The sequence below is a fragment of the Psychrosphaera algicola genome, assembly GCF_028401425.1.
GTDB lineage: Bacteria > Pseudomonadota > Gammaproteobacteria > Enterobacterales > Alteromonadaceae > Psychrosphaera > Psychrosphaera algicola.
Genome location: NZ_JAQOMS010000002.1, coordinates 595,161 through 608,566, shown reverse-complemented (window position 1 = coordinate 608,566; position 13,406 = coordinate 595,161). Strand labels below are relative to the sequence as shown.

Annotated in this window: 9 protein-coding genes and 5 pseudogenes; 10 read left to right on the top strand and 4 right to left on the bottom strand. The window is 38.3% G+C overall.

Annotation, left to right across the window (positions count from 1 at the left end; genetic code table 11):
* Positions 1-155 precede the first annotated feature (155 nt).
* The 3 pseudogenes from pheS (at position 156) to PN838_RS03235 (ending at position 3,870) form a co-directional block, all read left to right on the top strand.
* Positions 156-1,137, top strand: a pseudogene (gene pheS / locus PN838_RS03245) (phenylalanine--tRNA ligase subunit alpha).
* Between the two features lie 11 nt (positions 1,138-1,148).
* Positions 1,149-3,560 (top strand): annotated as a pseudogene (gene pheT, locus PN838_RS03240) (phenylalanine--tRNA ligase subunit beta).
* A gap of 3 nt (positions 3,561-3,563) precedes the next feature.
* Positions 3,564-3,870: pseudogene (locus tag PN838_RS03235) on the top strand (integration host factor subunit alpha).
* Between the two features lie 122 nt (positions 3,871-3,992).
* Here PN838_RS03235 and PN838_RS03230 read toward each other — a convergent pair.
* On the bottom strand, positions 3,993-4,373 hold the full coding sequence (locus PN838_RS03230) for a hypothetical protein (RefSeq protein WP_215962430.1): 381 nt from the start codon (positions 4,371-4,373) through the stop codon (positions 3,993-3,995).
* 158 nt (positions 4,374-4,531) lie between these two features.
* On the opposite strand from PN838_RS03230, the pseudogene PN838_RS03225 reads away from it, so the two are divergent.
* From PN838_RS03225 to PN838_RS03210, 4 genes and pseudogenes are all read left to right on the top strand, one after another.
* Positions 4,532-5,292: pseudogene (locus tag PN838_RS03225) on the top strand (Nif3-like dinuclear metal center hexameric protein).
* 1 nt (position 5,293) lies between these two features.
* Positions 5,294-6,061 (top strand): methyltransferase domain-containing protein, encoded by a 768-nt coding sequence (locus tag PN838_RS03220; RefSeq protein ID WP_215962431.1) that lies wholly within the window; start codon positions 5,294-5,296, stop codon positions 6,059-6,061.
* A gap of 8 nt (positions 6,062-6,069) precedes the next feature.
* Positions 6,070-6,537: a glutathione S-transferase N-terminal domain-containing protein gene (locus tag PN838_RS03215; RefSeq protein WP_272179752.1), complete on the top strand. Its 468-nt coding sequence runs from the start codon at positions 6,070-6,072 to the stop codon at positions 6,535-6,537.
* On the top strand, positions 6,525-6,650 hold the full coding sequence (locus tag PN838_RS03210; RefSeq protein WP_272179751.1) for a hypothetical protein: 126 nt from the start codon (positions 6,525-6,527) through the stop codon (positions 6,648-6,650). Before PN838_RS03215 ends, PN838_RS03210 begins: the two co-directional genes overlap by 13 nt.
* Before the next feature lie 111 nt (positions 6,651-6,761).
* Here the strand turns inward: PN838_RS03210 and PN838_RS03205 are convergent, their stop codons facing one another.
* The 3 genes and pseudogenes from PN838_RS03205 to PN838_RS03195 form a co-directional block, all read right to left on the bottom strand.
* Positions 6,762-7,064: an isoamylase early set domain-containing protein gene (locus tag PN838_RS03205; protein ID WP_215962433.1), complete on the bottom strand. Its 303-nt coding sequence runs from the start codon at positions 7,062-7,064 to the stop codon at positions 6,762-6,764.
* Positions 7,065-7,388: 324 nt separating this feature from the next.
* Positions 7,389-9,584 (bottom strand): carbohydrate binding family 9 domain-containing protein, encoded by a 2,196-nt coding sequence (locus PN838_RS03200; RefSeq protein WP_272179750.1) that lies wholly within the window; start codon positions 9,582-9,584, stop codon positions 7,389-7,391.
* 476 nt (positions 9,585-10,060) lie between these two features.
* A pseudogene (locus PN838_RS03195) lies at positions 10,061-11,031 on the bottom strand (integron integrase).
* 262 nt (positions 11,032-11,293) lie between these two features.
* Between PN838_RS03195 and PN838_RS03190 the strand changes: the two are divergent.
* From PN838_RS03190 to PN838_RS03180, 3 genes are all read left to right on the top strand, one after another.
* Positions 11,294-11,884, top strand: coding sequence for a hypothetical protein (locus tag PN838_RS03190; RefSeq protein WP_272179749.1), 591 nt, complete (start codon positions 11,294-11,296; stop codon positions 11,882-11,884).
* Positions 11,885-12,394: 510 nt separating this feature from the next.
* Positions 12,395-12,766: an SMI1/KNR4 family protein gene (locus tag PN838_RS03185; RefSeq protein WP_272179748.1), complete on the top strand. Its 372-nt coding sequence runs from the start codon at positions 12,395-12,397 to the stop codon at positions 12,764-12,766.
* A 121-nt stretch (positions 12,767-12,887) separates the two neighbouring features.
* On the top strand, positions 12,888-13,319 hold the full coding sequence (locus PN838_RS03180) for a DUF4279 domain-containing protein (protein ID WP_272179747.1): 432 nt from the start codon (positions 12,888-12,890) through the stop codon (positions 13,317-13,319).
* Positions 13,320-13,406 lie beyond the last annotated feature (87 nt).

The window sequence follows — 13,406 nt, the reverse complement described above, 5'->3', positions numbered from 1 at the left end:
GTTTTTACAGATTTACGATAACGAATAATGCCGTTTTTGCATATACATTAAGGCTTAAATGAACTTACAAAAGTTTGTTTATTACTTTGAAAAGACAATGCAAAAATACGAAAAAAGGTGAATTTCCACCTCAACGTTTCAGTCAAGAGTGTTACATGAATTTAGAAGAAATTATTGGATTAGCACAAGCAGCTATTGCCCAAGCAAATGACATCCAAAGTTTAGAAGACGTGCGCGTCGAATACCTTGGTAAAAAAGGTAAAATCACCGATTTACTTAAGTCACTTGGACAAATGGAGCCTGCTCAACGTAAGGAAATGGGTCAAACCATTAACCAAGCAAAAGGTTCAGTACAAAAGTTATTGTCAGTACGTCGCGAGCAATTACAAACTGAAGCGTTAAACGCCAAGTTAGCCGAAGAGACGATAGACGTTACTTTGCTAAGGTCGCGGGATCGAGCAGGGCGGTATTCATCCAGTAAATCGCACGATTGAGCGGATCCAGTCGTTTTTTGGCGATCTTGGTTTTGAAGTAAAACAAGGTCCTGAAGTTGAAGACGGCTTTCATAATTTTGACGCGTTGAATATTCCTGAACATCATCCTGCACGAGCGGATCACGATACGTTTTATTTTAATGCCGATACGGTTTTGCGTACGCAAACATCGGGTGTGCAAATTAGAACGATGGAACAAGAACAACCGCCATTAAGAATTATTTCTCCAGGTCGTGTATATCGCAATGACTATGACCAAACTCACACACCGATGTTTCATCAGGTAGAAGGTTTAATGGTTGATAAAAATGTCAGCTTTGCTGAGCTAAAGGGCACAATCCACGATTTTTTACGCAATTTCTTCGAAGAAGATCTGCAGGTACGTTTTAGACCGTCTTACTTTCCGTTTACTGAACCGTCAGCAGAAGTTGATGTTATGGGTAAAAATGGTAAGTGGTTAGAAGTATTAGGTTGTGGCATGGTCCACCCAAATGTTTTACGTTCAGTAAACATTGACCCTGAAGAATACACAGGTTTTGCATTTGGTATGGGCGTTGAGCGCTTAACTATGTTGCGTTACGGTGTAAATGATTTGCGAGCGTTTTTTGAAAACGATCTTCGATTCTTAAAGCAGTTCAATTAAGGAACCCATAGATGAAATTTAGTGAAAAGTGGTTGAGAGAGTGGGTTAATCCGGCAATTGGTACGGATGATTTAAGTGAACAGTTATCAATGGCTGGACTTGAAGTTGACGGCGTAGAAGATGCCGCAGCGGAGTTTACAGGTGTTGTTGTAGGCGAAGTCGTAGAGTGCGGTAAACACCCAGAAGCAGACAAGTTACAAATAACCAAAATTAATGTTGGCGAAGCAGGCGATGGCGAATTAATCGATATCGTTTGTGGCGCTAAAAATTGCCGAGCAGGGCTTAAAGTTGCTGTTGCTATGGTTGGCGCGGTATTACCGGGCAATTTTAAAATTAAAAAAGCAAAATTACGTGGCCAACCGTCGTTTGGTATGTTGTGTTCATTCTCTGAGTTGGGCATGGCTGATGACTCTGACGGCATTTTAGAATTGCCTACAGATGCACCAATTGGTAAAAATGTACGCGAATATTTAAATCTAGACGATAAGATCATTGAAATTGATTTGACTCCAAATCGCAGTGATTGCCTTGGTATTGCAGGTGTCGCACGTGAAGTCGGTGTATTAAATAACATTGACGTAAACACGTTGGACGTTCAGCCTGTTGCCGCAACAATCACAGATTCAGTTAGCATTGAATTAGTTGACCCTGATGCCTGCCCTAAGTATTTAGGCCGTGTGATTAAAGGTATTAACCTAAATGCAACAACCCCAATATGGTTGGCTGAAAAGTTACGTCGAAGCGGTATTCGTTCGATTGACCCTGTTGTCGATATTACCAACTACGTTTTAATTGAGCTTGGTCACCCAATGCATGCGTTTGATTTAGCTAAAATTGAAGGTGGCATAAAAGTACGACGTGCGACTGAAAATGAAGAGTTGGTATTACTTGACGAAAATAAAGTTAAGTTAACTAAAGACACATTAGTTATTGCCGATCACCAAAAACCACTCGCCATCGCTGGCGTCTTTGGTGGATTAGACTCAGGTGTCAAAAGCGATACCACTGACATCTTGCTAGAAAGTGCGTTTTTTAATCCAGTTGTTATGGCTGGAACAGCGCGTTCTTACGGTTTGCACACCGACGCATCGCATCGTTATGAGCGCGGTGTTGACTACGAACTTCAACATGCTGCAATGGAACGTGCTACAGCGTTATTAGTTGAAATTGCCGGCGGCGAAGTGGGACCAATTGTTGAAGCTGTGTCTGAAGCTAATTTACCAGAGCAAACGGCTATTGTATTGCGTCGTAATCGCTTAGACCGAGTATTAGGTCATGTTGTTTCTGATGAAGAAGTGACAACGATTTTATCTCGTCTTGGTTTACGCGTAGAGTTTACTGGCGATAGCTGGAAAGCGATTTCTCCAAGTTTCCGCTTTGATATCAATATTGAAGAAGATTTGATTGAAGAAGTGGCCCGAGTATATGGTTACAACAACATTCCTAATATATCGCCAGTTGCGACATTAAGTATGCCAAAGCGTGACGAATCTAAACTCGATCGTACAACGTTTGCTAAGTCCCTTGTTAACTTAGGTTACCAAGAGGCGATAACTTATAGCTTTGTTGACCCTAAAGTTCAGGAAAAATTGTTCCCAAATGCGGAAACACTCGTTCTTCCTCATCCTATATCAGCAGATATGTCGGTAATGCGTTTGAGTCTATGGTCTGGTCTATTACCGACTGTGGTTCATAATCAAAATCGTCAACAGTCGCGTGTTCGCCTATTTGAAACTGGCCTGCGTTTTGTGCCTGATCAAGCGTCAGAAATGAATATCAAGCAAGAACCTATGTTATCTGGTGTCGTTACTGGTAGCGTGATGGGTGAAAGTTGGTCTGAAAAATCTCGTCCAGTTGATTTTTATGACGTAAAAGCGGATGTAGAAGCGTTATTAGCTAAATGTGTATCAGCCCAAGAATTTGCATTTAAACCGCTTCCATCGGACAGTAAATTAGCTAATGCATTGCATCCTTACTAGTCTGCAGAAATTTATCGTAACGATAAATTGATCGGGCATATCGGTGCAGTGCACCCAGGTATTGAAAAGTCACTTGGCTTAAACGGTAAAACATTTGTATTTGAATTAGAGCTTAACGCTTTGATAAATAGGAAATTACCACAAGCTAAAGCCGTTTCTAAATTCCCTTCAAATCGCCGTGATTTAGCTATTGTGGTAAAAGAAGAAGTTAATGCCGGTGATGTTTTAAAATCTATAGAAAATATTGGCGAAAATCAGTTAGTTGACCTAAACTTATTTGACGTGTACCGTGGTGACGGTATAGACGATGGTTATAAAAGCTTAGCTTTATCTCTTATTTTACAAGATGTTGAAAAAACATTGGACGAACTTGAGATTAATACTAAGATTGATCACGTAATTAGCATGTTAACAGAGCAATTTGGCGCAACTCTGAGGGATTGACCTATGGCACTAACCAAAGCAGATATCGCGGAACATTTATTTGAGAAAGTTGGCTTGAATAAAGCTGACTCTAAAGATCTCGTTGAAGCGTTTTTTGAAAAAGTCAGAACGACTCTTGAAAACGGTGAACAAGTAAAGTTAAGTGGATTTGGTAATTTTGAACTTCGAGAGAAGAAGTCTCGACCTTAGCCGAAACCCTAAAACGGGTGAAGACATTCCAATTTCAGCACGACGTGTCGTCACTTTTCGCCCTGGGCAAAAGTTGAAAGCACGGGTCGAAGTTGGAACCGCTAATCTCGTTGAGAAGTAAAACGAGTTCAAGCGTTTTTGGTTAGTACAAAGCCTAATTGTTGTTTACAATAATTAGGCGCGAACAATATAAAAAACCAGCATTTAGCTGGTTTTTTGTTATCTATCGATTATCGATAAAACTTAGTAAAAACCGTGCGGTGTGCGACAGTCAGAACCAAGTTTAGACAAGTAGTCTAACCAAAAGTTAGCAGGGTTGAATCCTTCGCCAACTTTAACTACTGAGTAACCTTTAGATTTAACTTCAGTAGTCGCTGCTTTGGCGCTTGCTTTTTTAGCTTTAGGCGCTTTTGCAGGTTTAGTTTCTGCTACAGGTTCAGCTGGCGCAATTTCACCGCCAGTTAATGCTGCGGTCATTTCTTCAATAGTCACCAAACGAACGTTTTTACCGCCGTCTATGCTATACCAGCCACTTTTAACTTCAATTTGTGGTTCTTTACCGTTAGCTTTTGTATAAGCTTCGGTAAATGCAGACAAGACTTGATCTTTGTCTAATTTACTCATTTTAATTACCTGTATTTCATTTATTTTTTCGCGAGCGTTATTTATACAAAGTTTTTATTATGAATTCAACTTACAGACCAAATAAGCGATAATTTAGATAGAAATAAGCGAAAATTAACCATAAGTTACGTTAAAAATACACAATATAGAGAAATACCATGACAATTCAGCGAAATGAATTAATGAAGTACCTCAACGACTTTTTAAATATCCAAAACATCAATGACTACTGTCCAAATGGATTACAAGTTGAAGGAACTCAAGAAATTAAAAAAGTTGTGACTGGCGTAACGGCAAGTCAGGCATTAATAGATGCGGCCATTGCTGTCGATGCCGACTTATTGTTGGTTCACCATGGCTATTTTTGGAAAGGTGAGGCACAGCCGATTGTTGGCCTCAAACGAAACAGAATTAAATCTTTGTTGGTAAACGACATAAACTTAGTGGGATATCATTTACCACTCGATGTGCATAGTAGTTTAGGCAATAACAAACAACTTGGTGAACTGTTAGGGTTAACGCAAATCGAGCCAATTACACATATAAGCCCAAGTGGCGTTGTTTACCGAGGTGTTTTGCCGACACCAATGACGGCGAACGACTTTGCTACGCATATTAACAGTGTTTTGGCTCGTACACCGCTCGTAGAGCAAACTTCTGACCAACTAATAACACATGTCGCCTGGTGCACCGGAGGCGGTCAGGGTTACTTAGACGCGGTTGTGGAGTTGGGTATTGACGCGTTTGTATCAGGTGAAGTATCTGAGCAAACGATACATAACGCCCGAGAGAATCAAATTCATTTTTTGCGGCGGGGCATCATGCAACGGAACGGTATGGCGTCAAAGCGTTGGGCGAACATATTCAACGTGAATTTAATGTTGATGTTCAATTTATCGATATAAATAATCCTGCTTAACATGAAAAAACAAGATACCAGTTTTAGTAAAAGCGTCGACACATTTAAAAATAATATCTATGGCTCAAGTAAAGGCCAAGTTCGAGAGGCCGTTTTATTACGAGATTTAGAATCGATAATACACAGTAAACAAAAGCTCAATATTATTGATGTGGGAGGTGGGCAGGGACAGATCGCGCTAAAATTAGCTCAACAAGGGCATAACGTGACAATTTGCGACATTTCTGAAGAAATGTTGGATGTGGCCAAAAATAAAGCGATTGAGTTGAATATAAGCGATAAAGTGGCATTTATTCACTGTCCTTTGCAGGAGTTGCCAAGTAAATTGCAAACTAAGTTTGATGTGGTGTTATGCCACGCTGTTTTTGAATGGCTTGCGGACCCTCAAGCGGCATTCAAAATTCTTGCCGATTATTTAACAGACAAGGGGCAGTTATCATTGATGTTTTATAATGCCAATGGCCAGATAATGAGTAATTTGGTTTACGGTAACTTTGATTATATTGAAGCGGGATTTAACGTTAAAAAAGCGGTAAGGTTAAATCCACAAAATGCATTAATGCCGGATACGGTTAAAGATTGGGCTAAACAGGCCGGATTATCGCTGTGTTTAGACACTGGCGTTCGGTGTTTTCACGATTACATGAGAAATCGTGAACAGTGGACTAAAGACATTAATAAGATTGTTGAAATGGAATTAACCTATTCCACCAAAGAACCGTTTGCATCGATTGCACGATACAAACATTTTATATTTAAAGCTAATTAGGACTGCCCGTGAAATTATATGGTTCGACTACTTCTCCTTTCGTTAGACGTCTTCGCCTGTTACTGGTACAAAGTGATTATCAATTTGTCCCTTTTAATATTTTTGGCAATGATCGCGACACAATCAAAAAGACCAATCCAACGTTAAAAGTGCCTATTTTTGAAGACGTAATTGATGGACGTACACAACAAATATTCGATTCGGGAAATGTCTTTCGTTATTTGTATCAAAAGTTTGAAATTCAGCCTTTGTCGGTAAAAGAACAAAATGACTTGTCAGTCATCGACGCCTGCTGTGATTCGTTAGTAAATATGATGATATTGACTCGCAGCGGCGTGGAAGTAAATAAAGACAAATTGTATTTTAATATTCAGCGAGAGCGCCAACTATCAAGCTTTGAATATTTAGAGGACCAAATTGCTCAGGGGAGTTTTCAAATTGGCGCTACCCAAGTATTGCGTTATTGGCAACGGTAGAATGGGCAAACTTTAGAAGTTTATTTGATTTTACTGGTTATCCGAACATTCAACGTTTTATCAAAGACAACAGTACCCAACCTGGTGTATTAGAAACAGCACCAAAAGATTAAGGTTTAGGGCGTCAAAACACAAATTAACGACAGTTATTATTTAGTAACTGTCGTTAATTATTGCAATAAACAACGCACTTATTTATTTAAACTGCAATCGACTATTAAGCGTTAAACAACAACGACAGAGTTATCGTCAAAACTGACTGGCGAAGGGCAGTACGCATCTGCGTTCCAATCATTTTCCCATTTTGAATCGTCTAATAAATATTTAAATTGATATTTATTTTCTGTTTCTAAATCTAAAGTAAGAGAGAAATCACCTGATTTTAATTTTTTCATTGGAGCTTCTTTCCAACCATTAAAATCACCAGCAATTGCAACTTTTTCAGCCGCATCACATTCTTCTTTTTTGATTTTGAATGTCACTTTACAAATTGGTTTACTTTTTAAGTATTTTTTATTCAGGCTCATAATGTACTTCCCTAGTTAAATTAAATTTAATGCTGTAAATATAGCCAATTTTGAAAAAATGGAAATATATTTTTAGTGTTTTTACTCTATGCATTCGATTGTATCACTAAAAAATTTCGAATTACTTATATTGTTATGCGTTTTTCTTACTGTTTAAACTGGTTGACCGCATATGTAATGCAACTAACCATGGGATTTTAGTCCGCAATAAAACAGGATAGAAACAATAAGTTTATGTCGTAATTCGGTTACTATTAATCATATTTACATTAAAAAGGGAGCCGAAGCCCCTTGTTTAACAAAAAATTCATATAGGTAATTAATTTACAATAACCAAGCGTAACTCAGTTTCATAAATACACTGCGATTATCGGACTTAATATTTGTTAGTGAGTCGTTGTCTTTACCTGCTTCTGAATAACCAACAAAAAATAGCGTTTGAGGGTTAATTTTATAGCTATATAAAAGCTGTGCAGAAAGTCTACGGAAATTTTCATTACGATCGCCTGGATCTACATATTTTGACAAATTTCTATCTATCTCTGTATAAACCAACGACAGTCGTAAAAAGCTCTTAATGGAAAACTGATAGGTATTTCTCAAGTCGAGTAATTTCGCAGTAAAAACATTGTCGCCTTCATGATCTAATCGCGTGTATTCAAATCGTATTTGCGATTTGAGGTGAGTATTTATATTCCAAGAAATATTAGGTTCTAAAACAAGTTGATCAGAAATCCTATTATTTGCATAGTCAATCGCTTTACCTTTTTTAAAGTAATTGCCCAACCAAAGGTTAGATGTTGGTTTAAATTCGCCCCACATGTTGATGTTCTTTTCATAAAACATGTCGGTATTCGCATCAATAGCCAAATAGTCCTGAGCGCTTTGAGCATCAATTATTACTGGATTGTCGTGGCTGTAGACAAGTTCGTTGTTAGTGCGGGCACCAACTCTATCACGCCCTAAAAACCCAACGCGAAGATAGCTTTGTTTTGGACCATTAAAATTAATATTAAATTCGTTTTCTTGCTCTAACAACTCGCCATCTTGGTTATGTGTGATGTCGATATCTCCATTTATTCGAAATCGCGACCACCAGTCATCGTCGTCACCACGCCAAACATAACCGCCACCAATGACACTCATTGTGCGGTCGACTGTATCGATAAATGCTAAGTCGGCCCTAAAATTTTCACCTATATCTTCGTGGCGAACATTAAAGTACCAATCTCTGTTTTCGTGAGTATATTGAATACGATAGGCAAGGTCTGAGCTATTGACACTAAAAGCTCGCAGGTATTGTTCGCCAAAGTTAAAGGTGGTTATATTGGTGTGTTCGTCTGTGCTCGTATCTGAAAAATAGTCAAATACATCGCTTAATCCCACTTCAGAGAATTCAGTATTGGTTCTTATTATCTGAAAATTAACCGTATCCTGAGGGCTAGGTTGGTATTTGGTATCAAAACTGAGCACTTCGTTATGATAGTCGTCGTTGTCTCGAATGGTAGAAACTACGCCAACTGCAAGTTCTTTATTGACAGCATAACGATAGCGAAACGCACTATTTAAGGTATCTTGTTCAATGCTATAGCCAGAAGAACGTAAGTTGCTAGGAGTAATAATGTTTGCGGTTTTGTCGTTTGCTATAAAGGCAGCAAATGAATGGTCACCGGATTTACCCGTGATCTTTGCGCCATAATCAGGCGCATTTATATTACGTGTATAGATCAGGTTAACTGGGGTGTCGAAATAGTCTTGGTTTTCAAGAAAGAAACTTCGTTTTTCCTGTAAATATAACGCAAAAGTATTATTAACGTTGAGCTGCCCAGAGTCAGCTTCTACTTGAGAAAAATCGGGGTTTAAGGTGGCATTTAGGGTAATGTCTGGCGTGATCCCCCACTTGACGTCTAACCCAACGTCACTATTGCTTTCTTCGCTCCAATCGTTTGTTTCACTTAAATCTCGACTTTTCGTTTTACCTGTAACAAAGGTTGGTATAGCAGTAAGGTTATTGCCTTGCTTAGCACCTGAAAAGCCACGTTCAATTGGCATCTGACATATCCAACAGTTATTGTCTTGGCTCATTTGTGCATTAGAGATTCGCATTTGGGTGTCTCGAGGATAGAAACGAACAAACTCCATGCCCCAATGTTGAATGTCTAAACTGTCGTCAAAATTTAAGATACGAAGCGGTATCGCGATTTCAACTTGATAACCAAAATCCGTAATTTGTCCCGCAGCTTCCCAAATACCATCCCATGCCGGACTTTCGTTTTTAGTTAGTTCATTTTCTATCGCATCAGCTTGAGTGCCTAATGGATTTATGAAAAATTGATAGGCTAGGGAATGGTCGTGGTAACTGTCTATTTTTACCGCAACACGGTCATCATTCCAATTTGAATCTCGGTCCGTTAAGTTTGCGATGATCTTAGAAGGATCTGGATCATAAGCTTTAAACGCAATAAATAAGGTATCCCCGTTTTCGTAAACAAACGCTTCGGTTTTTACTGGAGCAGACATATTCTCGCGAGGGTAAGTTTCGTTATTAACTGCAATTAGACGTGCGTCTTGCCACTCTGAACTATCGAGTACACCGTCGATAAGTGCAATCTTGTCAGACTTAGGAATACTAATATGTGACTTTTTTGATGATTTTTTTGGCCTATTGGCGCAGATTCGACCAAGCCTGAAAATATAAAGCTGGTTGATAATAATAAAGCGAGAAACTTCATTCGTTCTCCGAAAATTGTTATTCCGTTAAATTCGCCATGATAATAATCCAGTTTTCACAAAAAGATGTGAATTACGTTGAACAACTCTCGTGACACGATTAAGTGCATAGTCGAGTGAGAACAACAAAAAGTTTAAATTATTCCAAAATTTATTTACAGCGGTAAAAAGATATCAATTTAGAACCAATGTTAGTAAAAATTTCAGAGTTGGTATGGCAAATTTAACTCAAAAAAATAATACCTTTTACATCAACGAAAGGTAAATTAGTACAGCTTACTTAACGGACTGACAACGCCATTCGCACCTTGTTGCAAAACGTGTGTATAGATTTGTGTCGTTCGGACATCAGTATGACCTAATTGACTTTGTACCGTTCTAATATCTGCACCGGATTGTAATAAATGGGTGGCAAAGGAGTGACGCAAAGTATGGGGTGTCACGGGCTTGGTGATACCCGCATTTATTGACGCTGCTTTTACGGCTTTACGGATACCCGAATGGTCAATGTGATGACGCCTAATCTCACCGGTTTCCGGGTCAGCACTTAATTTATGGGATGGAAATAAAAATGCCAATGCAACGTTTTATTCGCTCCAGGGTATTTTTTACTTAACCTGTGTGGTAACCAAACTCCAGCATATTGTTCATTGTCTAAATCGAGTTTTAAATATTCATCGACCTGAATAATTTGATTCCTCAAAGCTGGAACTAACTCCTGAGCAAGTGTAACAACACGATGTTTATTGCCTTTACCATTCCAAATTCGAATACACTTGTAGTCAAAATCAATATCCTGAACCCTAAGTTTCATAGCCTCCATTAAACGCAAACCACTGCCATACAGCAAACTTGCCACTAGGAGATGACGCTTATGCAACTTGGTCATTAACTTTTTTACTTCTTCCTGAGTTAAAACAACTGGAAGCTTTTGCTGGCGACTACTTTTTACAAAACACAAATTTTGCGACAATTCATTTTTTAAAACATGTTTATATAAAAAGGAAAGTGCATTTAGTGCCGTCATTTGCGTCCTCGCCGCCACATTTTTAGTTAGCACCAAATAATCCAAAAATGCTTCAACTTCCGTATTACCCATCGTCACTGGATGCCGTTTATCATGAAAATGAATGAACTCTGCGATCCAAAACAAGTATGTTTCAATTGATTTTTTTGCATATTGTCGACTATACATAAAATCAGCAATACTATTCAAAAATGGCGACCGAGTTTGCATTTTATATCCTTATGAGTGCTGTTTTTATATACAGTATTACGCATTTTCCTCACTAGTCAAGAAATGAGGAAACTTTCCGCATTTCCACAAATCCACCAAAAACCACAATCTCCCAAACATAAACGTTGCAAGCACCCCAAAGAATTTGCTACTAATAAATAAAATAAACACAGGGAAAATATTTTTCAGGATATGAGGAAACTTTCCCCTGATTAAACTGTTATGCTTTTCGCAAAATTTAGCTATAGGAGTCTAGTTTAAGTTGAGTGATATATTTAAAGATGTTTCCGATTTTGAATCACGACTTGGTTTACCTAGCGGTTTTTACGAAGGGTTAATAAAGGAAGATGACTGGTCATTTGTCATTAAAATAAGTGCTTTATTTGAAGCTGCTTCAACGCATTTACTATCCGTTAGGTTTAGAGCTCCTGAAGTTGAAACCGAATTAGCCTTTTTGGAACAAGCCAATCCCCGTAATGGCAAAATTGTACTCCTTGAAAAAATGGATGCGATATACAAAGATCAAGCAAACTTTTTAACTAAGCTTGCTAATTTACGAAATCAGTTAGCGCATAAAATTGAAAATGTGAACTTCAACTTTCCTAACTACATTTCCAATTTAGATAAACACCAATTAAAAGCATTTGTTGCGTGGGCCGGCCACGGTGTAATCGATGAAACAGAATTTAAAGGGAAAAAGGTAACAAGACACGACCTTGTTACAAACAATCCAAAAATGTCTATTTGGGTTACTGCCGCTGAAGTTTTAGCGTGTATGAATTTAGACATTCAAGGAATGGAAGTTAAAGTTAAAATGGAAGCGATTGGCTGGTATCAAAGCATAACAAGCTAATTAACAAGGACAAAAAACAGTTGGCTTTTGCTCCTTCGTCGCTAATTTTAGCCAACTATTTTATTGCCTGTTATTAGGGCGTTAGCAAGTCAAAGGAAGGGTTAGGGTTTTTATTTAAACAAGGAATGTGTTCTGCTCAAATCAAAGCAATATTTCATCACTTCCTAGTTTGCACCAAATCCCGATAACGTTTCGTAAAGTATTTAAGTAGTGTGGTAGTTTGGCTACTCACATTTTATGTTTTGAAAAATTGAGGTTTTTCTGAGAAAGTTGAACCATGAATTATTAATTAAAAATTGTCTCACAATGGAATTCTGTTTTGGCTTGGATTAGTCGGTAACTTACAGTGGCAGCAGTAAATTGCACACTCTGAAGGTTGCCAGCTAACAAGTCACTAAAGAAAGACAAAACAGAGTTGAACCGGTTCTTGCAAACACCGCAACAACCAGTCCAACAAACTGTTTTGCTTCTTAGTGAGGCGTTAGTTGTACTTAATCCGAGTCAGAGTAAATGGAAGAATTTGAACTGAGAATACCTACCGATATTGAAATTGCAAAAGCGCAAGAAAAACTAGGTTTCACTTTTCCACCCGAATATGTGGCATTCATTAAATCTGGATATAATCTAGGTGATGCTCCTCTTGAAACATTGGAAATCGTCGACCCACCAAGTTATGCTGACATATATGAAGCTTTAGTGAGTGCACGAAAATTTTACGATTTACCAGTAGAACTCATGCCTATTTGTGAAGACAACTCCGATTACTATTGCATCAATAATAAAGGTGAGGTTGTGTTTTGGTCGCATAATGGGACTACCGATGAAAAGTGGGATAACGTAACCATATGGCGTGATCAAATGATTCTAGAGGCTGGTGAATAACGTACAACTAACAAGTCATTTCAGCAGGACAAAAAACAGCTGGTTTTTGCTCGTGCCTCGCTAATTTTAACCAGCAATTTTATTGCCTCTGAATGAGGCGTTATGTTTCTAGGGATGGTCAGTGCCAGATTATAAGTTTCGTGTCTCATTAAAAATTTCACATCCCCAAGTTGATGCCAAAACGATAAGTGACACGTTATCTTTATCACCTACGATTTCACATGACACGGGTGACTTGAGGGTAACAAAAAACGGTCGGCTTCTTGGTGGTTCATATGAGGACATGTTCTGGAATTTAGATTTATGTGATGGCAAACGAATAGATGCAGAAGAAGTTTTATTCGAAGAGTTCATAGCTCAAAAAAATGCGGAATTAGAAAAGCATAAAGATTTCTTCAATAAATTGCGCTCTACTGGTGGGGTAATTGAATACTTTGTTGGCTGGTTTAGTGTTGATAGCATAAATATGAGTATATATTTAGATCCACCGTTATTAAAAAACACTGCGGATTTAGGTATCGCCATTGTTTTATGCGCGTACCCTGAAGATTAGAAACATAACAAGAAATTAAACAAGGACAAAAAACAGTTGGTTTTTGCTCCTTCGTCGCTTATTTTAACCAACTATTTTTTGCCTGTT